The 26,217-nt window shown below is 72.2% G+C and carries 24 protein-coding genes, 1 tRNA gene, 2 pseudogenes and 1 riboswitch; of the genes and pseudogenes, 17 read left to right on the top strand and 10 right to left on the bottom strand.

Annotated elements, in window-relative coordinates; genetic code table 11:
* Nucleotides 1–309 precede the first annotated feature (309 nt).
* Nucleotides 310–981 (bottom strand): ABC transporter ATP-binding protein, encoded by a 672-nt coding sequence (locus tag KBA23_RS03695; protein WP_290737024.1) that lies wholly within the window; start codon nucleotides 979–981, stop codon nucleotides 310–312.
* On the opposite strand from KBA23_RS03695, the gene KBA23_RS03690 reads away from it, so the two are divergent.
* Complete coding sequence (locus tag KBA23_RS03690; protein WP_290737022.1) at nucleotides 980–1,666, top strand: arylesterase; 687 nt, start codon at nucleotides 980–982, stop codon at nucleotides 1,664–1,666. The genes KBA23_RS03695 and KBA23_RS03690 overlap by 2 nt on opposite strands.
* Here the strand turns inward: KBA23_RS03690 and KBA23_RS03685 are convergent.
* The gene (locus tag KBA23_RS03685) at nucleotides 1,634–1,879 is read right to left on the bottom strand and encodes a DUF1127 domain-containing protein (protein ID WP_290737020.1); all 246 of its coding nucleotides are present in this window, start codon (nucleotides 1,877–1,879) and stop codon (nucleotides 1,634–1,636) included. The two genes, KBA23_RS03690 and KBA23_RS03685, sit on opposite strands and share 33 nt — an antisense overlap.
* 123 nt (nucleotides 1,880–2,002) lie before the next feature.
* Between KBA23_RS03685 and KBA23_RS03680 the strand changes: the two genes are divergently transcribed.
* Together KBA23_RS03680 and KBA23_RS03675 are read left to right on the top strand one after the other, a co-directional pair.
* Nucleotides 2,003–2,875: a LysR family transcriptional regulator gene (locus KBA23_RS03680; RefSeq protein WP_290737018.1), complete on the top strand. Its 873-nt coding sequence runs from the start codon at nucleotides 2,003–2,005 to the stop codon at nucleotides 2,873–2,875.
* A gap of 84 nt (nucleotides 2,876–2,959) precedes the next feature.
* On the top strand, nucleotides 2,960–3,913 hold the full coding sequence (locus KBA23_RS03675) for a magnesium transporter CorA family protein (RefSeq protein WP_290737015.1): 954 nt from the start codon (nucleotides 2,960–2,962) through the stop codon (nucleotides 3,911–3,913).
* 472 nt (nucleotides 3,914–4,385) lie between these two features.
* Here the strand turns inward: KBA23_RS03675 and KBA23_RS03670 are convergent, their stop codons facing one another.
* From KBA23_RS03670 to KBA23_RS03660, 3 genes and pseudogenes are all read right to left on the bottom strand, one after another.
* On the bottom strand, nucleotides 4,386–5,084 hold the full coding sequence (locus KBA23_RS03670; protein WP_290737013.1) for a L,D-transpeptidase: 699 nt from the start codon (nucleotides 5,082–5,084) through the stop codon (nucleotides 4,386–4,388).
* Nucleotides 5,085–5,258: 174 nt separating this feature from the next.
* Nucleotides 5,259–6,224: an NADPH:quinone oxidoreductase family protein gene (locus KBA23_RS03665; RefSeq protein WP_290737011.1), complete on the bottom strand. Its 966-nt coding sequence runs from the start codon at nucleotides 6,222–6,224 to the stop codon at nucleotides 5,259–5,261.
* A 224-nt stretch (nucleotides 6,225–6,448) separates the two neighbouring features.
* A pseudogene (locus KBA23_RS03660) lies at nucleotides 6,449–6,757 on the bottom strand (IS3 family transposase); the annotation flags it as partial.
* 97 nt (nucleotides 6,758–6,854) lie between these two features.
* Between KBA23_RS03660 and KBA23_RS03655 the strand changes: the two are divergent.
* From KBA23_RS03655 to KBA23_RS03600, 12 genes and pseudogenes are all read left to right on the top strand, one after another.
* Complete coding sequence (locus KBA23_RS03655) at nucleotides 6,855–7,316, top strand: Rrf2 family transcriptional regulator (RefSeq protein ID WP_290737009.1); 462 nt, start codon at nucleotides 6,855–6,857, stop codon at nucleotides 7,314–7,316.
* A 94-nt stretch (nucleotides 7,317–7,410) separates the two neighbouring features.
* Nucleotides 7,411–8,592 (top strand): sulfate ABC transporter substrate-binding protein, encoded by a 1,182-nt coding sequence (locus KBA23_RS03650; RefSeq protein WP_290737006.1) that lies wholly within the window; start codon nucleotides 7,411–7,413, stop codon nucleotides 8,590–8,592.
* Nucleotides 8,593–8,597: 5 nt separating this feature from the next.
* Nucleotides 8,598–9,431 carry a sulfate ABC transporter permease subunit CysT gene (cysT, locus tag KBA23_RS03645; protein WP_290737004.1) on the top strand — a complete coding sequence of 278 codons (834 nt, stop codon included), beginning with the start codon at nucleotides 8,598–8,600 and terminating at the stop codon, nucleotides 9,429–9,431.
* A gap of 309 nt (nucleotides 9,432–9,740) precedes the next feature.
* Nucleotides 9,741–10,628 (top strand): sulfate ABC transporter permease subunit CysW, encoded by an 888-nt coding sequence (gene cysW / locus KBA23_RS03640; RefSeq protein WP_290737002.1) that lies wholly within the window; start codon nucleotides 9,741–9,743, stop codon nucleotides 10,626–10,628.
* 21 nt (nucleotides 10,629–10,649) lie between these two features.
* Nucleotides 10,650–11,369 (top strand): sulfate ABC transporter ATP-binding protein, encoded by a 720-nt coding sequence (gene cysA, locus KBA23_RS03635; RefSeq protein ID WP_290737000.1) that lies wholly within the window; start codon nucleotides 10,650–10,652, stop codon nucleotides 11,367–11,369.
* A 79-nt stretch (nucleotides 11,370–11,448) separates the two neighbouring features.
* Nucleotides 11,449–11,800 (top strand): annotated as a pseudogene (locus KBA23_RS03630) (NADPH:quinone oxidoreductase family protein); the annotation flags it as partial.
* Between the two features lie 247 nt (nucleotides 11,801–12,047).
* Nucleotides 12,048–13,193, top strand: coding sequence for a hypothetical protein (locus KBA23_RS03625; protein WP_290736998.1), 1,146 nt, complete (start codon nucleotides 12,048–12,050; stop codon nucleotides 13,191–13,193).
* Nucleotides 13,194–13,212: 19 nt separating this feature from the next.
* The gene (kdsA, locus tag KBA23_RS03620) at nucleotides 13,213–14,064 is read left to right on the top strand and encodes a 3-deoxy-8-phosphooctulonate synthase (RefSeq protein WP_290736996.1); all 852 of its coding nucleotides are present in this window, start codon (nucleotides 13,213–13,215) and stop codon (nucleotides 14,062–14,064) included.
* 129 nt (nucleotides 14,065–14,193) lie between these two features.
* Nucleotides 14,194–14,403, top strand: a riboswitch (cobalamin riboswitch).
* A 151-nt stretch (nucleotides 14,404–14,554) separates the two neighbouring features.
* Nucleotides 14,555–16,426, top strand: a complete 1,872-nt coding sequence (locus KBA23_RS03615; protein ID WP_290736994.1) for a TonB-dependent siderophore receptor — start codon at nucleotides 14,555–14,557, stop codon at nucleotides 16,424–16,426.
* Nucleotides 16,426–17,238, top strand: a complete 813-nt coding sequence (locus KBA23_RS03610) for an ABC transporter substrate-binding protein (RefSeq protein ID WP_290736992.1) — start codon at nucleotides 16,426–16,428, stop codon at nucleotides 17,236–17,238. The genes KBA23_RS03615 and KBA23_RS03610 overlap by 1 nt, the downstream gene beginning before the upstream one ends.
* Nucleotides 17,235–18,233 (top strand): iron ABC transporter permease, encoded by a 999-nt coding sequence (locus KBA23_RS03605; protein WP_290736989.1) that lies wholly within the window; start codon nucleotides 17,235–17,237, stop codon nucleotides 18,231–18,233. Before KBA23_RS03610 ends, KBA23_RS03605 begins: the two co-directional genes overlap by 4 nt.
* On the top strand, nucleotides 18,230–19,009 hold the full coding sequence (locus tag KBA23_RS03600; RefSeq protein WP_290736987.1) for an ABC transporter ATP-binding protein: 780 nt from the start codon (nucleotides 18,230–18,232) through the stop codon (nucleotides 19,007–19,009). The genes KBA23_RS03605 and KBA23_RS03600 overlap by 4 nt, the downstream gene beginning before the upstream one ends.
* A gap of 109 nt (nucleotides 19,010–19,118) precedes the next feature.
* Here the strand turns inward: KBA23_RS03600 and KBA23_RS03595 are convergent, their stop codons facing one another.
* The 3 genes from KBA23_RS03595 to metG form a co-directional block, all read right to left on the bottom strand.
* Nucleotides 19,119–19,718, bottom strand: coding sequence for an outer membrane lipoprotein carrier protein LolA (locus tag KBA23_RS03595; protein ID WP_290736985.1), 600 nt, complete (start codon nucleotides 19,716–19,718; stop codon nucleotides 19,119–19,121).
* 146 nt (nucleotides 19,719–19,864) lie between these two features.
* The gene (locus KBA23_RS03590) at nucleotides 19,865–20,791 is read right to left on the bottom strand and encodes an SMP-30/gluconolactonase/LRE family protein (protein WP_290736983.1); all 927 of its coding nucleotides are present in this window, start codon (nucleotides 20,789–20,791) and stop codon (nucleotides 19,865–19,867) included.
* Nucleotides 20,792–20,877: 86 nt separating this feature from the next.
* On the bottom strand, nucleotides 20,878–22,593 hold the full coding sequence (gene metG, locus KBA23_RS03585) for a methionine--tRNA ligase (protein WP_290736981.1): 1,716 nt from the start codon (nucleotides 22,591–22,593) through the stop codon (nucleotides 20,878–20,880).
* 258 nt (nucleotides 22,594–22,851) lie between these two features.
* On the opposite strand from metG, the gene KBA23_RS03580 reads away from it, so the two are divergent.
* Nucleotides 22,852–22,928, top strand: a tRNA-Pro gene (locus tag KBA23_RS03580).
* A gap of 10 nt (nucleotides 22,929–22,938) precedes the next feature.
* Nucleotides 22,939–24,021 carry a 2'-deoxycytidine 5'-triphosphate deaminase gene (locus KBA23_RS03575; RefSeq protein WP_290736979.1) on the top strand — a complete coding sequence of 361 codons (1,083 nt, stop codon included), beginning with the start codon at nucleotides 22,939–22,941 and terminating at the stop codon, nucleotides 24,019–24,021.
* Between the two features lie 63 nt (nucleotides 24,022–24,084).
* Here the strand turns inward: KBA23_RS03575 and KBA23_RS03570 are convergent, their stop codons facing one another.
* Both KBA23_RS03570 and KBA23_RS03565 read right to left on the bottom strand, forming a co-directional pair.
* Nucleotides 24,085–25,386: an FAD-binding oxidoreductase gene (locus tag KBA23_RS03570; protein ID WP_290736977.1), complete on the bottom strand. Its 1,302-nt coding sequence runs from the start codon at nucleotides 25,384–25,386 to the stop codon at nucleotides 24,085–24,087.
* A gap of 12 nt (nucleotides 25,387–25,398) precedes the next feature.
* A partial coding sequence (locus tag KBA23_RS03565) for a glutamine synthetase family protein (protein ID WP_290736975.1) occupies nucleotides 25,399–26,217 on the bottom strand: 819 nt, incomplete at its 5' end.

The raw sequence follows: 26,217 nt of genomic DNA, 5'->3' as shown, positions 1-26,217 counted from the left end.
CCCCGGCCCGCCGCCGACCGGCCCTCACGCCATAGCGCAGCCTCTGGCTGCGCCCATCCGATTTCCCCCCGGATCGCACTTGCCGGGCGCCAGTGGCGCCCGCGCGATCCGGTCGGCGCGCGCCGCAAGCGCGGGCCGAGGGACCATCCGATATCTCCCAAGCTCGCATCGGCGCGCGGCTGCCCTGGCTGGCGCGGAACGCGCCTGCCCCGGACAGGGCAGTCGCGCGCCGATTTCGCCAACGGTCGAAATCGGCGGGGATGTCGGCGCGCGCACCGCATCGACCGAACCGATCAGTGGGAGTCGGCATCACGCCTCGACCCTGCCGTCGCGCAGCCGCGCCACCCGGTCGCAGCGCGCGGCGAGTTCCGGCGCATGGGTCACCAGCACCAGCGTCGCCCCGTGCCGGTCGCGCAACCCGAGCAACAGGTCGATGATCCCCGCCCCCGTCGCCCCGTCGAGGTTCCCCGTCGGCTCGTCGGCGAGCAGCACCTCCGGCCGCGGCGCGAAGGCCCGCGCCAGCGCCGCCCGCTGCTGCTCGCCGCCCGAAAGCTGCGCCGGATAGTGATCCAGCCGCGCCCCGAGCCCGACGGCGTCCAGCTCCGCCGCCGCCCGCTCGAAGGCGTCCCCCGCGCCGGCCAGCTCCAGCGGCGTCGCCACGTTCTCGAGCGCCGTCATCGTCGGGATCAGGTGGAACGACTGGAACACCACGCCGACCCGGCCGCGGCGGAACCGCGCCAGCGCGTCCTCGCCGAGCGCCGAGAGGTCCTGGCCCAGAACCCGAACCGCGCCGCCCGTGGCCCGCTCCAGCCCGCCCATCAGCATCAGGAGCGACGACTTGCCCGACCCCGACGGCCCGACCAGCCCGAGCGTCTCGCCCTGCGCCACGTCGAGCGTCACGCCGCGCAGGATCTTGACCGGCCCGGCGTTGCCCGTGAGCGTAAGCTCGACATCCTCGAGCGCGATGACGGGAGACGACATGAGACCGGAACCCTCGAAGACGACGCCCGAGGCATATGGGACGCGGCCCCGCATCCTCAAGCTCGCCGCAACCGCCTTCTTCGCCCTCGCAACGCAGGCGGCCGCCGATCCGGTCGTCATCGCCGCGCTCGGCGACTCGCTCATCCACGGCTGGGGCGTCGCCGAACCCGAGGCCTTCGTCCCCCAGCTCGAGGCCTGGCTCCACGCCAACGGCGCCCCCGACGCGAGCGTGGTCAACGCCGGCGTCTCCGGCGACACCAGCGTCGGCGGCCTCGCCCGCGTGGAATGGACGCTCACCCCCGACATCGACGCGGTGATCGTCGAGCTTGGCGCCAACGACCTCCTGCGCGGGATCGACCCGGCCGAGACCCGCGCCAACCTCGACGCCATCCTGACGGCCATCGCCGGGCGCGACCTGCCCGTCCTGCTCGTGGGCGTGCCCGGGATCGGCAATTTCGGCCCCGACCACCGCGCCGCCTTCGACGCGATCTTCACCGACCTCTCGGCGAAGCACGAGACCCTGCTCTACCCCAACTTCTTCGCCGGGATCGGCGATCTCACCGACCCCGACGCCGCCCGGCCGCTCATGCAGGCGGACATGATCCACCCGAACGCCGCCGGGGTGGCGGCGATCGTCGCGGCCATCGGCCCGTCAGTCCTCGATCTCGTTCTCGCGGCGCAGTAGCCGCGCCTCCTCGGGCCGGCTCAGCGCCGCCTCAAGGTCGCCCCGCGTCACCCCGATGTCGCGCAGCAGGTGGTCGTCGAGCAGCCGCACCGCCTCGCGCTCGCGCCAGCGGCGATCGAACTCCACGACCCTCGCCAGGGTCGAGCCCGGCAGGAAGGCCGCGAGGCCAGGCCAGGAAAAGGTCGGAAGCATGCGCCGGGTCGTGGCGGACATCGCTCTGGCTCCATCTTGATTCGTAATGGTGAGCGAACATCGCATCACCATGCTTGATTCATACTCCTCACTGGGGCATGATAGAAACGAATAGACGTGGCGTCGCCCATCACGGACATTGATATGCCCCGAAACCTCGACCTCTCCGCCCTGCGCTCCTTCGTCACCGTCGCCGACGCGGGCGGCGTCACCCGCGCGGCGGCGCAGCTCAACCTCACCCAGTCCGCCGTCTCGATGCAGCTCAAGCGGCTGGAGGAGACCACCGGCCAGTCGCTGATCGACCGCTCCGGCCGTGGCGTCGCGCTGACCGGCCAGGGCGAGCAGCTCGCCGGCTACGCCCGCCGCATGCTCGCCCTCAACGACGAGGCCTGGGGACGGCTGACCAACCAGGCCTTCGAGGGCGAGGTCGCCTTCGGCGTCCCCCACGACATCATCCACCCGCACGCGCCCCGCGCCATGCAGCGCTTCGCCGCCGAGTTCCCCCGCGTCCGCGTCCGGCTGCACTCGACCTACACCGCGAACCTCAAGGAACAGCTCGCCCGCGGCGAGATGGACGTTATCCTGACCACCGAGCCGGAGATCGAGCCCGGCGGCGTGTCGCTCGACCGCCAGCCGCTGGTCTGGGTCGGCGCGCCCGGCGGCCAGTCATGGCGCGCCCGCCCCCTGCCCTTCGCCTCGGTGACGCGCTGCCTGTTCAAGCGCCCCGCCATCGACGCGCTGGAAGCCGCGGGGATGCCATGGGAACTCACCGTCGACGCAGAGTCGTTCTCCGCCGTCGACGCCTCCGTCGCCGCCGACCTCGCCATCTGCGTCCAGCTCGAGAGCGCCGTCCCCGCCCATTGCGAGACCATCCGCCACGGCGGCGCGCTGCCCGACCTCCCCGCCTACCACGTCGGCCTCTACGTCGGCTCCGGCCCCCGCGCGGCGCTCGCCGCCCGCCTCGCCGAGTTCGTCCGCCAGGCCTACGGCCTCTGCGACCGCATCGCCGCCGAGTAGCCGCGGCCGGGGCCGCGCGCCCGGGGTGTTCCTCCCCCGCCGCCGCTGGCAGGATGCCCGCCGCGCCGGCCAGGGGAGAGCCGCATGATTCGAGCCTTCACGCTCGCCGACGGACGGCTCCGCCCCGTGGCCGACCTCGCGGCCACGCCGGAAGCGGCGGTCTGGATCGACCTGCTCGCGCCCGACGACGAGGAGGAGGCCCTGGTCGAGCGGCTCCTCGGCATCGACGTGCCGACGCTCGAGGAGATGGTCGAGATCGAGGACAGCTCGCGCCTGTACCACGTCGACGGCGCCGCCTTCGTCACCGCCACCCTGCCCGTCCGCGCCGGCGCCGGCCGCCCCACCGCCACGCCCGTCACCTTCATCCTCGCCGGCGCCCGTCTCGTCACCGTGCGCTACGACACCCCCCGCGCCTTCGAGACCTTCCCCCTGCGCGCCGAACGCCTCGACCTCGGCTGCGCCGACGGCGAGACCGTGCTCCTCGCCCTGCTCGACGCGGTGATCGAGCGCCTCGCCGACCTGCTCGAGGAAACCGGCCGGCGCATCGAAGGCGTCGCCGCCGAGGTCTTCGACGGCGGCGCCGACAGCGCGCGCCAGGGCTATCGCGGCGTGCTGCAAGCCGTCGGCGCCGAGGCCAACATGATCTCGCACGTCCTCGCCAGCCTGGTGACGCTGGAACGCGCCATCGCCTTCCTCGCCGCCGCGCGCGCCGGCAAGGAGACCCGCGCCCGGCTGAAGTCGCTGTCCCGCGACGCCCGCTTCCTCAACGAGCACACCACCTTCCTGTCGCAGAAGATCAACTTCCTGCTCGACGCCACGCTCGGGATGATCTCGATCCAGCAGAACGCCATCATCAAGATCTTCTCCGTCGCCGCGGTGATCTTCCTGCCGCCGACGCTGGTCGCCTCGATCTACGGCATGAACTTCGACGTCATCCCGGAGCTGCACTGGGCCTTCGGCTATCCGATAGCCCTCGGCCTGATGGTCGCCTCCGCCGTCGGCTCCTACTGGATCTTCAAGCTCCGCGGGTGGCTCTGATACCGGCGGGCTCATGAAACGACTCGCGAACCTTTTTGACCCTTAACACTTTTATCGTGTGCAATCAGGCAGCTAGCCTACCTATCACGCGTGTTAGCCCGTGTTGCACCGGGGCGGCCTGGTAGACTCGCCGGTATCAAAGGGCTCATACGGCCTCCGGTTGATGCGGAGACCCCGCCGATGTCCCCGCCGATTTCGACCGTTGGCGAAATCGGCACGCGACTGCACTATCCGGGGCAGGCGCGTGCCGACCGGATCGCGCGGGCGCCACCGGCGCCCGGCAAGTGCGATCCGGGGAGAAAGCCGAAGGATCAGCCGGAGACGGGTATCGTGTCTGGCAACACCGACTTTTCCCGCCGAACCATCGTTCGGTGCGGATCACCCCTCGAACCGGACCGTCGCCGCGAACCTCGCGAGCCTTCGGGGCACGACGCACACGCCGCCGCAATAGCCGCCGCAGCCCGGCGCGGCCTCAGGCCGGCCGGCTCGGCGATGTCCCGAGTCCGGTCTCGGCCGGCCCGAGCACCCGCACCCGCGCGCCGATCTGCACCTTGCCGTAGAGGTGTATCGCGTCCTGCTGGAACATCCGGATGCAGCCGGCGGACTGTGAATTGCCGATCGACCCGGGCTCGTAGGTGCCGTGGATGCGGTACATCGAGTCCCGGCCGCCCCGGTAGAGGTACATCGCCCGCGCCCCCAGCGGGTTCGCGGGGCCCGGCGCCATGCCGCCCGCCCAGGGGCCGTAGAGCGCCGGCTCGATCCGGATCATGTTGGCGGTCGGCGTCCAGTAGGGCCATTCGCGCTTGAACCCCACGCTCGCCCGTCCGGCGAAGGTCCGCCCGGCTGCGCCCACCCCGATCCGGTAGCGGACCGCCTTGTTGTCGCCCATCACATAGTAGAGGAAGTACGAATAGGGATCGACCACGATCGAGCCCGGCGGCTCGTCCGTCCAGAAGTCGACGAGCTGGCGCACGGTCGTGGGGGTGAGATACCTCAAAGGGATCGCAGGCACGACGAACTGGCCGGCGTCCATCTCGCCGTAGGCGGCCAGCACGTCCCGCGTCGGCCACTCCGCTTCGCTCCGCACCGCCTGGCTCGGCGCGCAGGCCGCCAGGGCCAGCGGCAACAGGATCGCCGCCGCGAACAGCCGCCCCCACAAATTCCTCCGCACCCGCGCCTCCCGTTCCGAGCCTGTTTCCCTGATGCTGATCCCGACCGCCCGTCGCCGCAACCCGCGAATGCGCCTGCGGTCCTCCCGGCGGAGAGAAACCACCGTCATGGGCGCCGTCCCGCCGCCCGCCGGCCCGGGTCGGACGCGCACGCGGCGACCTCCCCGGGCGAGGGCCTACCCTTCGGCCACCCGCACCACCACCTTCCCCGTCGCCGCCCGGGTCCGCAGCAGCTCCAGCCCCTCGTTCGCCGCCTCGAGCGGCAGCTCGTGGCTGACATGGGGCCTGAGCCGCCCCGCCTCGCACCAGGCGAACAGCCGCGCGAAGCTCTCCGTCAGCACCGACGGCCTCAGCGTCGCATAGGAGCCCCAGTAGAGCCCCATCACCGTCAGGTTCTTCACCAGCACCAGGTTCGCCGGCACGAGCGTCGGCTCGCCCCCGGCGAAGCCGATCGGCAGGATCCGCGCCTCGACGTTGGCCGCCCGCAGGCAGGCGTCGAAGGTCGCCCCCCCGATCGTGTCACAGACCACGTCCGCCCCGCCCAGCGCCTTGACCTCCGCCCGCAGGTCCGCGCCGGCGTCGATCACGTGGTCCGCCCCCGCCGCCCGGGCGGCCGCGAGCTTCGCCTCCCCCCGCGCCGAAGCGATCACCCGCGCCCCGATCAGCCTGCCGATCTCCACCGCCGTCAGCCCGACGCCGCCCGCCGCGCCGGTGACGAGCAGCGTCTCGCCCGGCCGCAGCCGCGCCCGCCAGCTCAGCGCCACGTCCGAGGTGCCATAAGCGATCGGGAACCCCGCGACCTCCGCATCCGCCATCGCCTCCGGCGCCGGCAGACAGCGCGCCGCCGCGACGCAGACGTATTCCGCGAGCCCGCCCGCCCCGACATAGGACGCCACCCGCTGCCCCGGACCCAGCCCCTCCGCCCCCGGCCCGATCGCGTCGACCACGCCGCAGACCTCGAGGCCGGGCGAGAACGGCAGCGGCGGCTTCTCCTGGTACCTGCCCGCCACCATCAGCGTGTCGGCGAAGTTGAGCCCGCAGGCGAGCACCCGCAGCCGCACCTCGCCCGGCCCCGGCTCCGGCGCCTCCACCGCGTCGAGCCTCAGCGCCTCGCCAAGACCGTGAATCCGCATCGCCCGCATCGAGCATCCTCCGTCCGACCGCGCCAAAGGAGCACGGATGCCCGGCCGAGGAAACCGCCCCCGGACCTTGGCGCCCATGCGCTCGCCCCGGTTCTGTGGCGAACATCCTGCAAGCATCGCGGACAAGGGGCGCCGTTGACGACGCACCCCGCCTGTCGACGGATAATGTCGATCTGCCTATAGAGAGAGCCACCGTCATCATAAGACAAGACACCCGATTGCGATTATGCGGCCAATGGCATGACGTCCATCCGGTCGCGTCGGAACCGGGCCGGGGAGCGGTGCCCGTGCCGCTCGATCAGCCAGCTTTCGTTGCAGGTCCGCCGGAACTCGATCAGGGCGAGGCGGAGCTCCTTGACGGTGCGGAAGGTTCTGACCCAGCAGGTTCTCCTTCAGCGTCCGGATGAAGCGCTCGGCGCAGCCGTTGCCCTCCGGGGCGCGGACGAAGGCCGGCGACGAGCCAGGCGATCTCCGTCTGGAAGTCGCGCGACATGTACTGGCTGCCGTGGTCGTGGCGGATGCCCCGAGGCGGCGTCCTTCTCGACCCCGCCGAGGGGGCGCTCGATCCCGTTCTCGCGCCGTTCGCGGGGCTTTCATTCGCGGACCCGATGCCCTACTTCGGGTCGCAGGATGCTGTCACTCAAGACGAAATACGCCATCAAGGCCCTGATCGTCCTCGGCGAGGAACGCGCCCGTGGAGGAAGCTCGCTGCGCATCGAGGAGGTGGCCGAGCGCGGCGGCACGCCCAAGCGCTTCCTCGAGCACATCCTGATCGACCTGAGGAACGGCGGCTACATCGGCAGCCGCCGCGGCCGCGACGGCGGCTACTTCCTGATCAAGGAGCCGCGCCAGATCGCCATCGGCGAGGTGCTCCGCCTCGTCGACGGCCCGATCGCGCCGCTGCCCTGCCTGTCGCGGCTCGCCTACCGCCGCTGCGACGACTGCGCGGACGAGGCGACCTGCCGCCTGCGCAAGGTCTTCGGCGAGCTTTTCGCCGGCTACCTCCTGATGCTCGAATCGCTGACGCTGGCCGATCTGATGGCCGACGATTCGGCCATCGTGGCGGACGCCGAGGCGGCGACCAACATCTAACGCGCTGACAACACAGGATTAACTTTCCGGGATCTTCTTCTTGCTAAACACGATAGAGTCTGTCGTGATAATGGGGAAATCACTGGAGGCATCCATGGACAGCTACCTGCCCCGAGAGGCGCGCCCCGAGACGACGCCGGCCGCCGCCGTCGAAACCCGGACCGCGCCCGAGGCCGTGACCCTCGTCGTCGACATGTTCGGCGGCGTGCATCTCGCGCCCCAGCCCGTGCGCCGAGCGACCGAGACGCCGGCCGCCCGGCGGCGCTGGCCCTTCGCCGGCGCGAGCGCGCTGGCGCTGGCGGCCGTGCTGGCGGGGACCGGGCTTGCGCCCGCGCCCGCCGCGGCCCAGGACGCGCTCACGCTCCTCAACGTCTCCTACGACCCGACGCGCGAACTCTATCGCGAGATCGACGCCGCCTTCGCCGAGAAATGGGCGGCCGCCGGCAACCCGCCGGTCTCGGTCGAGGCCTCGCACGGCGGCTCGGGCAGCCAGGCCCGCGCGGTGATCGACGGGCTCGACGCCCAGGTGGTGACGCTGGCGCTCGCCTCCGACATCGACGCGATCGCGGCGCGGTCGGGCAAGATCCCGGCCGACTGGCAGTCGAAGCTGCCGCACAATTCCTCGCCCTACACCTCGACCATCGTGTTCCTCGTCCGCGAGGGCAACCCCAAGGGCATCGAGGACTGGGACGACCTGATCGCCGACGGCATGCAGGTCATCACCCCGAACCCCAAGACCTCGGGCGCCGCGCGCTGGAGCTACCTCGCGGCCTGGGCCTGGGCCGAGCAGAACGGCGAGGACCCCCGCGGCTTCGTCGGCAAGCTCTACAGCCACGTGCCCGTCCTCGACACCGGCGCCCGCGGCTCGACCACCACCTTCGCCCAGCGCGGCATCGGCGACGTCCTGCTCGCCTGGGAGAACGAGGCGCACCTCGCGCTGAAGGAGCTCGGCGAGGACAAGTTCGACATCGTCTTCCCCTCGGTCTCCATGCTCGCCGAGCCGCCGGTGGCGATCGTCGAGGGCAACATCCACAGCGAGGCGCAGGCGCAGGCGGCCAAGGCCTATCTCGACTACCTCTATTCGCCCGAAGGCCAGGCCATCGCCTTCAGGAACTTCTACCGCGCCTGGGACGCGTCCGCGGCGAACCCCGAGGACGTCGCGCGCTTCCCGAAGCTCGAACTGGTCTCGATCGACCACTTCGGCGGCTGGGGCCAGGCGCAGCCCGAGCACTTCGCCGACGGCGGCGTGTTCGACCAGATCTACGTCGGACAGTAAGCGCAATGCGAGGGGTCGCCTTTCGCGCTTCGTCGCCGCTGCCGGGGTTCGGCATCTCCTTCGGCATCACCGCGGCCATGCTCTCGGCCGTAGTGCTCCTGCCGATCGGCGCGCTCCTGTTCGAGGGGGCGTCGATCGGGCCGGGAGGGCTGTGGGAGACGATCAACCGGCCGCGGGTCTGGGCCGCGCTCCGGCTGTCGTTCATGACGTCGCTCTACGCGGCGCTCTTCAACCTCGTCTTCGGCCTCGCGGTCGCCTGGACGCTGACGCGCTACCGCTTCTGGGGCCGGCGGCTGATCGACGCGGCCGTGGACCTGCCCTTCGCGCTGCCGACCGCCGTGGCCGGCATCGCGCTCACCACGCTCTACGCGCCGAACGGAGCGTTCGGCCAGGCGCTGGCCCCCTTCGGGATCCAGATCGCCTACACCCGGCTCGGGATCTTCGTCGCGCTGGTCTTCGTCGGACTGCCCTTCGTGGTCCGCACCGTCCAGCCGGTGATCGAGGAGCTCGAGCGCGAGGTCGAGGAGGCCTCGGCGACGCTCGGCGCCTCGCGCCTGCGCACCTTCGTGCGGGTGATCCTGCCGACGCTGTCGCCGGCGCTGCTCACCGGTTGCGCGCTCGCCTTCGCCCGCTCGGTCGGCGAATACGGCTCGGTGATCTTCATCGCCGGCAACCTGCCGGGCGTGACCGAGATCGCGCCGCTCCTCATCGTCATCCGGCTGGAGGAGTTCGACTACGACGGCGCGGTGGCCATCGCGATCGCCATGCTGGCGATCTCCTTCGCGATGCTGCTCGCCATCAACCTGATCCAGGTCTGGAGTCGCAGGAGGTTCGGCTGATGCGCGGACGCTCCGCCTCCGACACGGCGCATGCGGTCCCCGCCGCCCGCGCCGTTCCCAGCCGGTCCCGGGCCGCTCGCGACCCCGCGTTTCCCGGGACCGGCGCCCTTCTGCCCGCCGCCCTTTTGCTCGCCGCCGCCTGCGCGTCGGCGCCCGGGGCCGCGCCGCTCGCGCCGTTCGCCCTCGGCCCCGCCGGGTCGCTCGCGATCCTCGCCGCGGCCCTTGTCCCGGCCGGCCGCCTCGCGGCCGTTCGCTCCCGTGTCCCCGCCGCCCCGGGACGGCGCTTCACCTGTGCCCGGAGTGCCCGCCATGGCTGACGCAGCGATCGACCCGCCCCGCCGCGAGGGCCCCGCGCTCCGCGCCTCGCCCACCGAGGAGCCGTCCTGGTTCCGCCGCTCCCTGATCGCCGTCGTCGTCGGCCTGCTCGGGATCGCGCTCTTCGCGCCGCTGGCGACGGTGTTCGCCGAGGCCCTGAAGAACGGCCTCGCCGCCGCGATCTCGTCGCTCGGCGACCGCGACCTCCTCGCGGCGGTCCGGCTCACGCTGATCACCGCGGCCATCGCCGTGCCGCTCACCGCGATCTTCGGCCTCGCCGCCGCCTGGGCGATCGCCAAGTTCGACTTCCGCGGCAAGGCCTTCCTGATCACGCTGATCGACCTGCCGTTCTCGGTCTCGCCGGTCGTCGCCGGCCTCTGCCTCGTGCTGCTCTACGGCGCCAACTCGGCCTTCGGAGCATGGCTGATCGCCCACGGGGTGCAGGTCGTCTTCGCCGTCCCGGCGATCGTGCTCGCCACGATGTTCGTCACCTTTCCCTTCGTGGCCCGCGAGGTCATCCCGGTGATGCAGGAACAGGGCCGCTCGGAAGAGGAGGCGGCGCTGACGCTCGGCGCCTCCGGCTGGCGCACCTTCCTGACGGTGACGCTGCCGAACGTCCGCTGGGCGCTGCTCTACGGCGTCCTGCTCTGCAACGCCCGCGCCATGGGCGAGTTCGGCGCGGTCGCCGTGGTCTCGGGCAAGATCCGCGGCCAGACCGCGACCATGCCGCTGATGATCGAGATGCTCTACAACGAATACCTCTCGGTCGCCGCCTTCACGATGGCCGCGCTGCTGGCGCTGCTCGCCCTCGTGACCCTGACGCTCAAGTCCGCGCTCGAATGGCGCTACGCCGACCAGCTCGCGGCCAGCCGCCGCCATTGATCCGACAAGGGGGAGTCGACCATGCACATCGAGATCGAAGACCTGGCCAAGGAGTTCGGCCTGACCACCGCGCTCCATCCCGTCAGCCTCGCCATCCCGTCCGGCGCTCTCGTCGCGCTGCTCGGGCCGTCGGGCTCGGGCAAGACGACGCTCCTGCGCATCCTCGGGGGGCTCGAGCGGCCCGACCAGGGGCGCGTGCGCTTCGACGGCCAGGACGCCACCAACCTCAGCGTCCAGCAGCGCCGCGCCGGTTTCGTGTTCCAGCACTACGCGCTCTTCAAGCACATGACGGTGTTCGAGAACATCGCCTACGGCCTGCGCGCCCGGCCGCGCCGCGAGCGGCCGACCGCGGCCGAGATCGACCGGCGCGTGAACAAGCTCCTCGCCCTGATCCAGCTTCCCGACATCGCCCGCCGCTACCCGGCGCAGCTCTCCGGCGGCCAGCGCCAGCGCGTCGCGCTCGCCCGCGCGCTCGCCATCGAGCCGCGGATGCTGCTCCTCGACGAGCCCTTCGGCGCCCTCGACGCCCGCGTGCGCAAGGAGCTGCGCACGGGCCTGCGCGAAATCCACGACCAGACCGGGCTCACCACCGTCTTCGTCACCCATGACCAGGACGAGGCGATGGAGCTCGCCGACCTCGTGGTGGTGATGTCGATGGGCCGCATCGAGCAGATCGGCGCGCCCGAAGCGATCCGGGCCCGGCCCGCCACCCGCTTCGTGCGCGAGTTCCTCGCCGCCTGATCCTCCGGGGCTGTCCGGCGGGCGGTTTCCTCGGCCGGGCATCCGTGCTCCTTTGGCGCGGTCGGGCGGAGGATGCTCTATGCGGGCGATGCGGATTCATGGTCTTGGCGAGGCGCTGAGGCTCGACGAGGTGGAGGCGCCGGAGCCGGGGCCGGGCGAGGTTCGGCTGCGGGAGAAGCCGCCGCTGCCGTTCTCGCCCGGCCTCGAGGTCTCCGGCGTGTTCGGCGGATGCGGAGGTCGCGGGGTTCCCGATCGCCTATGGCACCTTGGACGTGGCGCTGAGCTGGCGGGCGCGGCTGCAGCCGGGCGAGACGCTGCTGGTCACGGGCGCGGCCGGCGGCGTCGGGCTGACGGCGGTGGAGATCGGCAAGCTGATCGGGGCGCGGGTGATCGCCTCGGCGCGGGGAGAGGCGAAGCTCGCCGCCGCCCGGACGCGGCCGGGCGGCGGCGCGCCGGGATACGTTCCTCGAGATCGACATGGCTGAAGAGCGACCCTGACCCGTCCCGCGCATCCCTACCCCGCTGCCGCTGCCCCGAGGGCGATATCGGTTTTCTTCAAACCGCGTCCTTCAGCAGCCTGTTAAAAGACAAACACCGGGCAGAACTTCGGCATCGTTGTTAACCGTCCTGACGCGTTGACCATCGGCAACCTTCCCCGCCGTGCTAGGCAAGCACGAGATGCGAGGGGACGGTTCGACGCCGTTGCGGGGAGGGCATTGCATGAAGGTGATTCTTCACATCGGCTTGAGCAAGACGGGCACGACCGCGCTCCAGACGTCGTTCTTCAACGCACGCCGATCGCTGTTGCAGCAGGGCGTCTGCTATCCGGACGGCGGACAGGGCCGCGAGAACCATCGCTACTTGTGCCCCCTGTTCATGGCGGTGGCGGATCTGCCGCCCACGATGGCGCGACGCTACCACGCGGACCCGGAGGCCGCTCGGACGGACGCGGAGGCGATGTGGGCGGGCATCCGCCGCACGGTCGAGGCGGCGGATCCCGCGCTTCTGGTGTTGAGCAGCGAGTATTTCTTCCGTAGCCCGACGAAAACCGACTACGCGGCCTTCCGTCGCCGGCTCGAGGAGTTGTCTCAGGACATCGAGGTCGTGATGTACGTCCGCGAACCGGCGAGCCGTTTTGCGTCGCGGATGCAGCAGGGAGCGAAACGGGGCCGCCCCATTCGGTCGATCGACGGCGACCAACTCCGACGCGAGCTGCCGCTGGTCGAGCAGGGCTTCGGGCGGAAGGTGGATGTCCACCTCTTCGAGCGGGCGGCGCTCGTCGACGGAGACATTGTGTCGGATTTCGTCTCGCGCTACGTCGCGCCGGTCGTCGGGCCGGTTATCCTGCGCTCGTCGGACGCGAACGAGTCGATCTCGGCCGAGGCAGCCACGCTCCTGATCGACGCCGACCACGGGCCCGAGGTGAGGGCGGCGCGCGACGCGATGGGCTTCCTCCGGTTCCGTGACGCAGTGCAACGGGCCGACGCCGAAGTGCCGGGCCGCAAGGCGGCGCGTCTGCGGCCGGAGGTCGCTCAGGCCGTGCGCCGCGCCTCGACGGACGCCCTCTGGCTGCGGGATCGCTACGGGGTGACCTTCTCCGACCTCGACTATGGCCTGATCGACGGTGTCGCCCCCGACTACGACACGGCTCGCATGCGGGCGGCGGAACTTTTGGTCGTGGATCCGGACCGGCTTTCGGCTATGAAGGCCGCGGTCGGGTCGGGAGCCCGACGCAAGGGAGCGCAGGGCTTCGCCCGCCGCATCATGTGGCTGTTCGGTTCGGCGGGCCAGCCCGTCCGGGCCGCAGCCGGACGACGGAGCTGAGCGCGCGCGGGGAGCGGATTTGACCGGAATCTCCGAGGCCAGGCCCGTCGAGATCGGCGGGATCACCGTCGGCAACGACCGGCCCCTCGCGCTGATCGCCGGGCCGTGCCAGCTCGAGGGGCGCGACCACGCGCTCGCCATCGCCGAGCGGCTGGCCGCCGCCTGCGCGGCCGAGGGCGTCGGGCTGATCTTCAAGTCCTCCTACGACAAGGCCAACCGCACCTCGCTCCGGGCGACGCGCGGGCTCGGGATGGAGGAGGGGCTGCGCATCCTCGAGGACGTGCGGACCGCGATCGGCTGCCCGACGCTGACCGACGTCCACCTGCCGGAGCATTGCGCCCCGGCGGCGCAGGCGGTGGACGTGCTGCAAATCCCTGCCTTCCTCTGCCGCCAGACCGACCTCCTGCTCGCCGCGGGGCGCACGGGCGCGGCGATCAACGTCAAGAAGGGCCAGTTCCTCGCGCCCTGGGACATGCCGAACGTCGCGGCCAAGATCGCCTCGACCGGCAACGAGCGCATCCTGCTCTGCGAGCGGGGGGCCTCGTTCGGCTACAACACGCTCGTCGCCGACATGCGCTCGCTGCCGATCATGGCGCGGACAGGCTATCCGGTGGTGATGGACGCCACCCATTCGGTGCAGCAGCCGGGCGGCCAGGGCGGCTCGTCGGGCGGGCAGCGCGAGTTCGCCCCGGTGATGGCGCGGGCGGCGGTGGCGATCGGGGTGGCGGCGGTCTTCATCGAGACCCATCCCGACCCCGACAACGCCCCCTCGGACGGGCCGAACATGATCGAGCTCGACCGGATGCCGGCCCTGATCGCCGATCTCGCCGCCTTCGACCGGCTGGCCAAGGCGCGGCCGCTCTCCGTCTGACGGGGCGGCTGCGTCCAAGGGCGGACCGGCTGTGACGCGAAACGCACAACCCTGCCGGAAAGAACGTCCGCGCAGTCCCGCGCCGCCAGCGCGGCAGGCGCCGCCATTGACATTCGCTCGAGACCGAAGCGATGTCGGTGCCGCCAGGGTTCCCGGCCCAACGGTCGGGATGAAAAGGGAACGCGGTGCGGGGTCTCTCTCCCCCAATCCGCGGCTGCCCCCGCAACTGTAGGCGGCGAGCCTGCGTCCGGAATGCCACTGGGGCCGAGCCCCCGGGAAGGCGGACGCGACGGCCCGGACCCGCGAGTCAGGAGACCTGCCCCGGCGTCACCCATCCGGCCCGCGCGGGGCGCGCGGGAGGTGCGGTCGTCCGCAGCGGTGAGACATCGCCGTCCGACGCGAAGGGCGCGAGCCCGAGCCGAGGACGCTCGTCAACCCGGCCGGGGCGCATCAGCAGCCCGCGTTCCCGGCCACGGCACAGGAGGCGTCCATGCGTCCCTTCATCCTCGCCGCTGTCCTGCCCGGCGTCGCCCTTCCGCTCGCGGCGGCGGCCCAGACGGCCGCGCCGGAGCTCGTGCTCGATCCGATCACGGTCTCCGCGAACCGCGCGCCGACCGAGCTGTCGCGCTCGGGCTCGTCGGTCTCGATCCTCGACGACGCGGAAATGCAGGCCGACGGCCGGCCCTTCGTGCTCCAGCAGATCCGCGACCTGCCGGGCGTGACCGTCGGCCAGAACGGCCCGGCCGGCGCGGTGTCGAGCTTCGCGGTGCGGGGCGCGACGCCGCAATACGTCAAGGTCGAGGTGGACGGGATCGAGATCTCCGACCCGGCGGGCACGCAGGTCGCGCCCTCGCTCTCCGGGCTGCTCGTCGACGACGCGAGCCGGGTGGAGGTGCTGAAGGGCAGCCAGTCGGCGCTCTATGGCGGGCAGGCGGTCGGCGGCGTGATCTCGGTCACCTCGCCGCGGCCGACCGAACCCGGGTTCCAGAACAGATTGCTGCTCGAGGGCGGCAGCTACTCGACCTTCCGCGGGGCCTACACGCTGACCGGCATGACCGATCGGGCCGAATTCGCGCTGACCGGCGTGCGCCTGCAATCGGACGGCTTCTCGTCCGCCGAGGAGCTCGACGGCAACGACGAGAAGGACGACTACCAAACCACGCGGCTGTCGGGGTCGGGGCGCTTTCACCTCACCGAACAGGCGGACCTCTTCGCCGCGGGCTTCTGGCAGCGGCAGGAGGGCAACTTCGACAACGGCGCCGGGCCGGGCCAGGACGCCGACAACCCCTACGAGACCGACACCTGGGGCCTGCGCGGCGGCGCCGATTTCACCACCGACGCCGGCCTCGAGAACACGCTGGCGCTCAGCTACTATGACACGGACCGCGACCTGACCCAGTTCGGCACGCCGTCGACCTTCAAGGGCCATCGCACCAAGGCGGAGTATCTCGGCGGCTGGGACGTGTCGGAAGCGGTCGGGCTCCAGTTCGGCGCGGACTGGACGCGGGAGGAATCCGAATCGACCTGGGATCAGACCGCGGAGAACTGGATCGCGGGCGCGTGGATGCAGGGGACGTGGACCCCGACCGGGGCGCTGGTCTTCAACGGGGCGTTCCGGGCGGACGACCATTCCGAGTTCGGCTACTATCCGACGGCGCGGGCGACCTTCGCCTGGCTGGTCACGCCGGAGACGACGATCCGCGGCGCGCTCGCCAACGGCTTCCGGGCGCCGTCGAACTACGAGCTGTTCTCGCTCTACGGGAACCCCAACCTGCAACCGGAGGAAAGCGTCAGCGCCGACATCGGCGTCAGCCGCCGCTTCGCCGACAGGGGCGAGGTGGCGGCGACGCTGTTCTGGCTGGAGATCGAGGACCTGATCGAGTTCGAGAGCCTGACCGCCGCGCCCTGGGGACGCTACGTGCAGACCAACGGCACGACGCGGAGCCGCGGGCTCGAGCTGTCGGGGCAGTGGACGTTCAACGAGTTCTTCGCGCTGCGCGGCGCCTATACCTACACCGACACCGAGACGCCGGACGGCACGCCGATCAACCGCGTTCCGAAGCACGACCTGTCGCTGACCGCGACGGGGGCCTACAAGCGCCTGAGCTACGATCTCGGGGCCGACTTCGTCTGGGACTACGTCGACGACAGCGCCATCGATTTCATGACCGGCGGGGTGATCGAGTCGGAGGGCTGGGCGACGGACTTCGTGGTGGTCAACGCGCGCGTCGCCTACGCCGTCACCGAGGCGGCCGAGGTCTATGTGCGGGCCGAGAACCTGTTCGACGAGCAGTACCAGACCGCGCGCGGCTACGGCACGTCGGACCGGGCCTTCTACGCCGGCGTGACCGCGCGTTTCTGATGCGCGGGCGGCTCGTCCTCGCCTTCGCTCTCGGGCTCGCGGCGGCGCCGGTCGCCGCGGCGCCGGCGCGGGTGGCGTCGACGAACCTCTGCACCGACCAGCTCGCGATGCTGATGGCCGCGCCGGGTCAGCTCGTCTCGGTGAGCGCGGTGGCGCGCGACCCGGTCGCCTCGGCGATGGCCGCCGAGGCGGCGCGCTATCCCGTCAATCACGGCAGCGCCGAGGAACTCTTCCTGCTCGCGCCCGACCTGGTGCTGGCGGGCGCGAGCGGGCCGCCGGCGACGCTCGACATGCTGCGCCGGCTCGGCATCCCGGTCGAGACCTTTCCGATCGAGACCGACCTCGACGACGTGCGCGCCAGCTTCCGCCGCATGGGCGCGGCGCTCGGGCGCGAGGCGCGGGCCGAGGCGCTGGTCGCCGAACTCGACGCCGCCCTCGCCGCGCCGCCGCCGCCTCCGCCGGGCCAGCGGCCGCGGGCGGCGATCCTCTACGCCAATTCCTGGACCTCCGGCGCCGGCACGCTTGCCGACGCGATCCTGTCCGCCGCCGGCTTCGACAACGTCGCCGCCGGAATGGGGATCGTCGGCATGGGACGGCTGCCGCTCGAGACGCTGGCGGAGGAAGCCCCCGATTTCCTCGTCCTCGGCCAGGACTACGGCTCGCCGGCGCTGGCGCAGGAGACGCTGGCGCACCCGATCGTCGCCGCGCTCGGCGCGGAGCGCGCCGCGGTCGCGGACAACCTCTGGGTCTGCGGCACGCCACGCCTCGCCCGGGCCGTCGCGGCCCTGCGCGCAGCCCGGACCGAGCCGTGAGCCGCCCGCGCCCCGCGCTGGTTTTCGGGGTTCTCGCCGCGCTCGCGGCGGCGCTCGTCGTCGCCTCGCTCCTCGTCGGTCCGGCGCGGCTGCCGCCGGGGGAAAGCCTCGCGGCGCTCCTCGGCGGCGCGCCGCCGGCCGAAGCGCTGATCATGCGCGAGCTGCGCCTGCCCCGCGCGGCGCTCGGCCTGCTGATCGGCGCGGGCCTCGGCCTCTCCGGGGCGGCGCTGCAAGGCTACCTGCGCAACCCGCTCGCCGAGCCCGGGCTCGTCGGCGTATCCGGCTCAGCCGCGCTCGGGGCGGTCATCGCGCTCTATTCCGGCCTCTCCGCCGCCTTCCCCCTGGCGCTGCCGCTGATGGCGCTCGGCTTCGGGCTCGGGGCGGCGCTGCTCGTGCAGGGGCTCGCTGGCGCGGGGTCGTCGTCGATCACGCTGATCCTCGCCGGGCTCGCCGTCTCGTCCCTGGCTTCCGCCCTGACGGCGCTGGCGCTCAATCTCGCGCCCAATCCCTTCGCGGCCTCGGAGATCGTGCACTGGCTCCTCGGATCGCTCGTCGACCGCTCGCTGCCCCAGCTCTGGCTGGCGGGGCCGTTCCTCGTCGCCGGCATGGCGCTCCTCCTCACCCTCGGCCGCAGCCTCGACGCGCTCACCCTCGGCGAGGACGCGGCCGCCTCGCTCGGGGTCTCGCTGCCGGGCGCGCGGATCCGCGTCGTCCTCGGCGTGGCGCTCGCCACCGGGGCGGGCGTGGCCGTCGCCGGCGCGATCGGCTTCGTCGGACTGGTCGCCCCGCACCTGCTGCGGCCGCTGGTCGGGGGCCGGCCCTCGGCGCTGCTGCCGGCCTCGGCGCTCGGCGGCGCGATCCTGCTTCTCGCCGCCGACGTCGCGGTGCGGCTGATCGCCCCCGAGCGCGATCTGAAGCTCGGCGTCGTCACCGCGCTCGTCGGCGCGCCGCTGTTCCTGCACCTCGTCTGGCGCAGCCGCAGGACGCTGACGTGAGCCTCCTCGCGCTCGAAGGGGTCACGGCGTCGCGCGGTCGGCGGCCTGTGCTTGCCGGCGTGGACCTCGCGGTCGCCCCCGGCGAGGTCGTCGCCCTGCTCGGCGCGAACGGGGCCGGCAAGTCGACGCTGCTGCGGGCGGCGGCCGGGATCGCGCCGGCAAGCGGCGTGATCCGGCTCGGCGGCGCGGCGCTCGGCGCGCTCGACGCCCGGGCGCGGGCGCTGCGCGTCGCCTACCTGCCCCAGGAACGCGAGATCGCCTGGGCGCTCGACGTCGCGGCGCTGGTCGGCCTCGGCCGCCTGCCCCACCGCGCGACGCCGGAGGCGGACCGCGCGGCCGTGGCGGAGGCGATCGCGGCGATGGACCTCGCCGGCTTCGAGGCGCGGCCCGCGACGGAGCTTTCCGGCGGCGAGCGGGCGCGGGCGCTGATCGCGCGGGCGCTGGCGCAGGAGGCGCCGCTGCTCCTCGCCGACGAGCCGGCGGCGGGGCTCGACCCGGCCCACCAGATCGCGCTGATGGCGCGGCTGCGCCTGCTGGCGCGCACCGGGCGCGGCGTTCTTGTCGCGCTGCACGACCTGTCCCTCGCCGCGCGCTGGTGCGACCGCGCCGCGCTGCTCCACGGCGGCCGCATCGTCGCCGACGGGCCGCCGGAGGCGGTGCTGACCGCGGCGCGGCTGGCGGAAGTCTACGGAATCGTCGCGCACCTCGATCGGGACGCGGATGGCCCGATCCTTGTTCCTGTCGGCCCGGCCCCTTCGCGTCCGGAGCGCGGCTAGGCAGCCGACAGGGCGGGCGGAAACGGCCTGGTGGGGTCCGGTTCCGTCCCGCCCGGAGGCTGCGTCGCCCGCCTGACCCGGGCGACGCAGCCTCGACGCCGGGCGGGTCTCAGCGCGCCTTGATCTCGGCAAGCTCGATGTTGAAGAGGCTGCGATCGAGCGCGACCCCGGTCCTGAGGCCGCTCAGGTCCACGGCGGTGCGCTGCCCGGCCTTGGTCGTCACCACCCAGCGACGCAGCGCCACCGGATTCTCCGCGAAGCTCAGCGCCAGCCGCCCCTCGTCCGGCATGCGCGGATCGACCACGGTGAGCGTGACCTCGCCGCCGTCGCGGGTCGCGCCGCGCACCATGCCGGGCTCGCGCAGGCTGACGTCGTCGCGCAGCAGCAGCGACAACGGCGTGCGCCCGAGCGGATAGCGCGTCGAGACGCGGCTCGACTTCGGGTCGAACACCGCGACGTTGACCCCGTCGGCGATCACCATCGCCCCCTTCGGCGCGTCGTACTCGAAACGCATCCGCCCCGGCCGCGACAGATAGACCCGCCCGGTCTGCACCGAGCCGTTCGGATTGGTCTGGCGGAACCGGCCCTCGGCGGTGCGCAACCGGCGCAGGTAGGCGTCGATCGCCGAGACGTCGACGGACTGGGCGGCGGCGAGCCGCGGCGCGAGCGCGGCGGCGGCGAGGGCGGCGACAAGCGTGCGGCGATCCATGCGCCCCTCTTAGCCCGACCCGCGACGGCGCGCACCACGTCGCCGCTCACGGTTTCGACACCCCCGCGTATGGCGGAGATCAGCCGCGCCGCCGAACCCTGCCGCCTCGGCGCCGCAAGCCCCAGGAGCGCAGACGCGCGCCATCGTCACACCGGGCTCACGCCCTGCGCGGTCAGGAAGCAGGAATAGAGCGAGGTCGTGCCGCAGATCAGCAACCGGTTGAGCTTCGGCCCGCCGAAGCAGACGTTGGCGACCAGCTCGGGGATCAGGATCCTGCCGATCAGCTCGCCCTCGGGCGTGTAGCAGTCCACGCCGTCGCCGGCCGAGGTCCAGATGCGGCCCCCGGTGTCGACGCGGAACCCGTCGAAGAACCCCGCCTCGCATTCGGCGAAGACCGCCCCGCCCGAGAGCCTGTCGCCGTCGACGTCGAAGACGCGGATGTGCCGCGGGCCGTCCTCGGAATGCGAGGCGCCGGTGTCGGCGACGTAGAGCCGGCTCTCGTCGGGCGAGAAGGCAAGGCCGTTCGGCATGTCGAAATCGTCCGCGACGACAGTGACCGCGCCGGTCCGGCCATCGATGCGGTAGACGTGGCAGGCGCCGATCTCGCTGTCGCCGCGGTCGCCCTCGTAGTCGGACATGATCCCGTAGCTCGGATCGGTGAACCAGATCGAGCCGTCGGACTTCACCACGACGTCGTTGGGCGAGTTGAAACGCTTGCCGTCGTGGCAGTCGGCGAGGACCGTCACCCGACCGTCATGCCCGGTGCGGGTGACGCGCCGGCCGCGATGCTCGCAGGTGACGAGCCGCCCCTCGCGGTCGACGGCGTTGCCGTTGGAGTTCATCGCCGGCTGGCGGAAGGTGGAGACCGAGCCGTCGGTCTCGTCCCAGCGCAGCATCCGGTCGTTGGGAATGTCCGACCAGATCAGGTATCGCCCCGCGGCGAACCATGCCGGACCCTCGCACCAGCGCGCCCCGGTCCAGAGCCGCTCGACCCGGCCGTGACCGGTCAGGAGCCGCGCGAAGCGCCGGTCGCGCGCATCGAAGCCGGTGCCCTCGATCCAGCCGTGATACATCGCTTCCCCCGTCCAGTTCTGGCGGAGGAAAGCCCGCCGACCGGGCCGCGGTCAAGCGCGGCGGCGAGAACCTCATGGGTCGCCGCTCAGGCCGCCCCCGCGAACTGCGCCTCCAGTTCGGCGCGGCGGGCGTCGTCGAGCTTGGCGAAGAGGACAGGCGGGACCTCGAAGGGCTGGCCCGCCGGCAGCCGGCCGAGCGCGTCGGCGGGATCGTCCGGCCACGGGGCGGCGTCGAGGCCGAGCGCATGGCGCATGGCGGCGGCGGCGTCGGGGATGAACGGCTCCGAGAGCGCGGCGTAGAGCGCGATCAGGTCGAAGGCGAAGCGGGTGATCGTGGCGGCACGCCCCGGGTCGGTCTTGATCGCGGTCCAGGGCGCCGCGGCTTGCAGGTATTCGTTGCCGGTCACCCAGAGCTGGCGCAGCTCCTGCGCGGCGCGGCGGAGCTGGATGGCGTCCATCGCCGTCTGGTAGGCCACGATCCCGTTCGCCACGTTCTCGGCCGCCTCGACCTCGAGCGGCCCCCAGTCGCCCCCGTCGGGGACGGCGGCGCCGAAGCGCGCGGCGGCGAACTTGGTGACGCGGGAGACGAAGTTGCCGAGCACGTCGGCGAGATCCTTGTTCACCCCGGCCTGAAAGCTCTCCCAGGTGAAGTTGGCGTCGCCGCCCTCGGGCACGTTGGAGAGCAGCCACCAGCGCCAGTAGTCGGAGGGCAGGATGGCGAGCGCCTGGTCCATGAAGACGCCGCGGCCCTGCGAGGTGGAAAATTTCCCGCCGTCGTAATTGAGATAGTTGAAGCTCTTGATGTAGTCGACGAGCTTCCAACGCTCGCCCGAGCCGAGGATGGTCGCCGGGAAGGACAGCGTGTGAAAGGGCACGTTGTCCTTGCCCATGAACTCCACGTAGCGCACGTCGGCCGCGCCCTCGTCCTCGCGCCACCAGCGCCGCCAGGCGCTCTCGGGCAGGCCGTTGGCGTGCGCCCATTCGGCGGTGGCGGCGATGTACTCGATCGGCGCGTCGAACCAGACGTAGAAGACCTTGCCCTCCATGCCCGGCCAGGGCTCGGTCCCGCGCATGACCGGCACGCCCCAGTCGAGGTCGCGGGTGATGCCGCGGTCCTGCAACCCATCGCCGTCGTCGAGCCACTTGTGCGCGATCGAGGTCGAGAGGATCGGCCAGTCGGTCTTGGAGTCGATCCACGCGCGCAGTTCCTCGCGGAGCGCGGACTGGCGCAGGTAGAGGTGCTTGGTCTCGCGCACCTCGAGGTCGGTCGAGCCGGAGATGGCCGAGCGCGGGTCGATCAGGTCGGTCGGATCGAGCTGCTTGGTGCAGTTCTCGCACTGGTCGCCGCGGGCGCGTGGATAGCCGCAGTTCGGGCAGGTGCCTTCGATGTAGCGGTCGGGCAGGAAGCGTCCGTCCGCGGGAGAATAGACCTGCCGCTCCATCACCTCGGCGATCAGGCCGGCGTCGGCGAGGCGGCCGGCGAAATGCTGGGTGAGCCGGCGGTTCTCCGGGCTGGAGGAGCGCCCGAAATGGTCGAACGACAGGCGGAAGCCCTCGGCCAGCGCCTTCTGCTCGCCCCACATCCGCGCGCAGTAGTCGGCGACCGGCTCGCCCGCCTTGGCGGCGGCGAGCTCGGCGGGCGTGCCGTGCTCGTCGGTGGCGCAGATGAACATGACCTCATGGCCGCGCGCGCGCAGGTAGCGGGCGTAGACGTCGGCCGGCAGCTGGCTGCCGACGAGATTGCCGAGGTGCTTGATCCCGTTGATATAGGGCAGCGCCGAGGTGATGAGGGTGCGGGGCATCGAGGATCCTTCGCGAGCAGCCCCGCCGGGATAGGCGATTTGCCCCGCCCCCGCCAGCGCCTCCTGCCCCTCCGGCGGGGCAAGTCCCCCGAGCCGCGCCCCGTGGCCGATGTCCCCTGGCGAGCCCCGCGCCTCCCTGCGGCGCGCCTGCGTGCGCGTCGGGTCGCGGGGGGCTCGATGCCCCCCGCGACCCGCCCCCCCTTCGGGGGCGTTTTCCGCTTGCCCCGCCCGCGCCGGCGGCTATAGAGGCGGGCGTGTCGGGCTATAGCGCAGTCTGGTAGCGCGTTCGACTGGGGGTCGAAAGGTCGTGAGTTCGAATCTCGCTAGCCCGACCAAATCCCCCGCATGACCACGGCCGCCGGGGTGATCCCCGACCGGGAGATCGCGCGCATGGCCGGGCGCGGCGAGATCACCGCCGCCCGCGCCATCGAGCCCGGGCAGATCCAGCCGGCGAGCCTCGACCTACGCCTCGGCGCCGAGGCGTTCCGGGTGCGCGCCTCGTTCCTGCCAGGCGCGGCGCCCCTCGCCGACCGGCTCGCCGAGTTCGGGATGCACCGCATCGACCTCGGGCCGGGCGCGGTGCTGGAGAAGGGCTGCGTCTACGTCGTGCCGCTCCAGGAGGCGCTGGCGCTGCCCGCGGAAGTCTCGGCGGTGGCGAACGCCAAGAGCTCGACCGGGCGGCTCGACCTGTTCACCCGGCTGATCACCGACCGCGGGACCGAGTTCGACCGCATCGCCGCCGGCTATGCCGGCCCACTCTACGCCGAGATCTCGCCGCGGTCGTTCTCGGTGCTGGTCCGGCCGGGGATGCGGCTCAACCAGATCCGCTTCCGCCGCGGCGACGCCACCCTCGACGACGCCGCCCTCGCGCGGCTGAACGCCGCGGAGCGGCTGGTCGACGGCGAGGCGCACATCGCCGGCGGGCTCGCCTTCTCGGTCGACCTGCGGCCGCAGGCGGGCGGGATCGCCGGCTGGCGGGCGAAGCCCCATGCCGGGCTGATCGACCTCGACCGGATCGGGGCCTACGCGCCGCAGGACTTCTGGGAGCCGGTGACGGCGAGCGAGGGTCGGATCATCCTCGATCCCGGGGCCTTCTACATCCTCGTCAGCCGCGAGGCGGTGCACGTGCCGCCCGACTACGCCGCCGAGATGGCCCCCTACCTTGCCATGGTCGGCGAGTTCCGCGTCCATTACGCCGGCTTCTTCGACCCGGGCTTCGGGCACGCCCCCGCGGGCGGCCGGGGCGCGCGCGGGGTGCTCGAGGTGCGCTGCCACGAGGCCCCCTTCGCCCTCGACCACGGCCAGGTGGTCGGGCGGCTGGTCTACGAGCGGATGGCCGAACGGCCGGAGCGGCTCTACGGCGAGGGTCTCGGGTCGAACTACCAGGGCCAGGGGCTGAAGCTGTCGAAGCACTTCCGCGCGGCGTGACGCCAGACCTGCCTCGCCTCTCCCGGGCAAGCGGCCTTCGCGCCGTCTTGCCCGGAGATCGCCTCACAGCCGGTCGCGCATCGCGTACCAGCTCATGGCGAGGAAGAGCAGCGGCCAGCGCAGCAGCGTGCCGCCGGGGAAGGACGGCTGGGGCAATCGTGCAAAGACCTCGAACCGCTCCGCCGATCCCCGCAGCGCCTCGGCGATCAGCTTTCCCGCCAGCGTCGCCATCGCGACCCCGTGCCCGGAATAGCCCGCCGCGGCCAGCGCGAACCCGTCGAGACGCCGGAAGGCCGGCATCCGGTTCGCCGTGATCGCCAGCGTCCCGCCCCAGGCGTGCGTGATCCGCAGATCGGCGAGCCCGGGATATGTCCCCAGCATCCGCGGCCGAACCAGCCCGGCGATGTCGCGGGGAAACCGGTAGCCGTAGCTCTCGCCCCCGCCGAACAGCATCCGCCCGTCCGCCGAGAGCCGCCAGTAGTTCACCACGAACCGGCTGTCCGCCGCCGCCACGCCGCCCCGCATCAGCGCCGCGGCGCGGTCCTCGCCCATCGGCTCGGTGGCGATGATGAAGTTGTTGATCGGCATGACCCGCGCGGCCAGCGCCGGCTCGAGCCCGCCGAGGTAGCCGTTGCAGGCGACGACGACGTGGGGCGCCGCAACCGCGCCCGCCGCGGTCTCGACCCGCCCGCCGGCCCGGCGCAGCGCCCGGCTCCGCTCGTGGATGCGCACGCCCGCCGCCTTCGCCGCCCGTCCGAGCCCCAGCGCATAGGCGAGCGGCTGGAGATGCGCCGCGCGGGGATAGTGGAGCCCGCCGAAATAGGCGTCCGTCCCGAGCATCGCCGCAACGCCCGCCGCGTCGAGCGGCAGCGCCGCGTCATAGCCGTAGTCGCGCGCGAGCTTCTCGCCATAGGCGTTATACTCGGCGACGTAGCCGGGCTTGTGCGCGGCATAGGCGATCCCGCGCCGCAGGTCGCAGTCGATGGCGTGCCGCGCAATGAGGTCGCGCACCAGCGCCTGCGCCTCCTCGGCGAGGTCCCAGAGCGCCCGCGCCGCGACCCGCCCCACTTGCGCCTCCAGCCAGTCCTGGTCCTGCCGCTGCCCCGGCCCCACCTGCCCGCCGTTGCGCCCCGAGGCGCCCCAGCCGATCCGGTTCGCCTCGAGCAGCACGACCCCGTAGCCCGCCTCCGCGAGATGCAGCGCGGCGGAAAGGCCGGTGTAGCCGCCGCCGATCACGCAGACGTCGGCCGCCGCCTCCCCGGTCAGCGCCGGCTCCGCCGGCGGGATCGACGTCGAAGCGGCGTACCAAGAACCGGCATGGACGCCCGGCCGGTCGTTGGCGGTCAGGAGGTCGAGCCCCGGCATCGGGCGCCGGGCTCAGACGTTCAGAAGCAGGTGGTCCCGCTCCCAGGGCGAGATCACCCGGAGATAGGTCTCCACCTCGTCGCGTTTGATCGCCTTGTAAAGCGTGCAGAACTCCTCGCCCAGCGTCGCCGTGACGTCGGGGCAGTTCTCGAACAGGTCGAGCGCTGCGAGCAGGTCGCGCGGCAGCGCGCGCGGCCGGTGATAGGCCTCGCCCGACACCGCCTCGCGCGGGGTGAGCCCGCCCTTCATCCCGAGATAGCCGCAGGCGAGCGACGCGGCGATGGCGAGATAGGGGTTGCAGTCCATGCCGATCACCCGGTTCTCGACCCGACGCCCCTCGGGCGAGGAGATCGGCACGCGGATGCCGGTGGTGCGATTGTCCGGCCCCCATTCCAGGTTGATCGGGGCCGAGCCGCCGGGGACGAAGCGGCGGTAGGAGTTGACGTATGGCGCGAGGATGCAGACCACGGTCGGCAGGTGCCGCTGCATCCCGGCGATAAAGGCATGGAACAGGTCGGTCGGCCCGCCGTTCTCGCCAGTGAAGATGTTCCGGCCGGTCCCGACGTCGACCACCGAGTGATGGACATGCATGGCCGAGCCCGGCTCGTGCTGCATCGGCTTGGCCATGAAGGTGGCGAAGCAGTTGTTGCGCAAGGCCGCCTCGCGGATCGTGCGCTTGAAGAAGAACACCTGGTCGGCGAGCTTGAGGGGATCGCCGTGGATGAAGTTGATCTCGACCTGGCCGGCGCCGCCCTCCTGGATGATCGTGTCGATCTCGAAGCCCTGGGCCTCGGAGAACTCGTAGATGTCGTCGATCACCTTGCCGTACTC

This window comes from Amaricoccus sp., assembly GCF_017995835.1.
GTDB lineage: Bacteria > Pseudomonadota > Alphaproteobacteria > Rhodobacterales > Rhodobacteraceae > Amaricoccus.
This window is presented reverse-complemented; position numbering and strand designations above follow the sequence as displayed.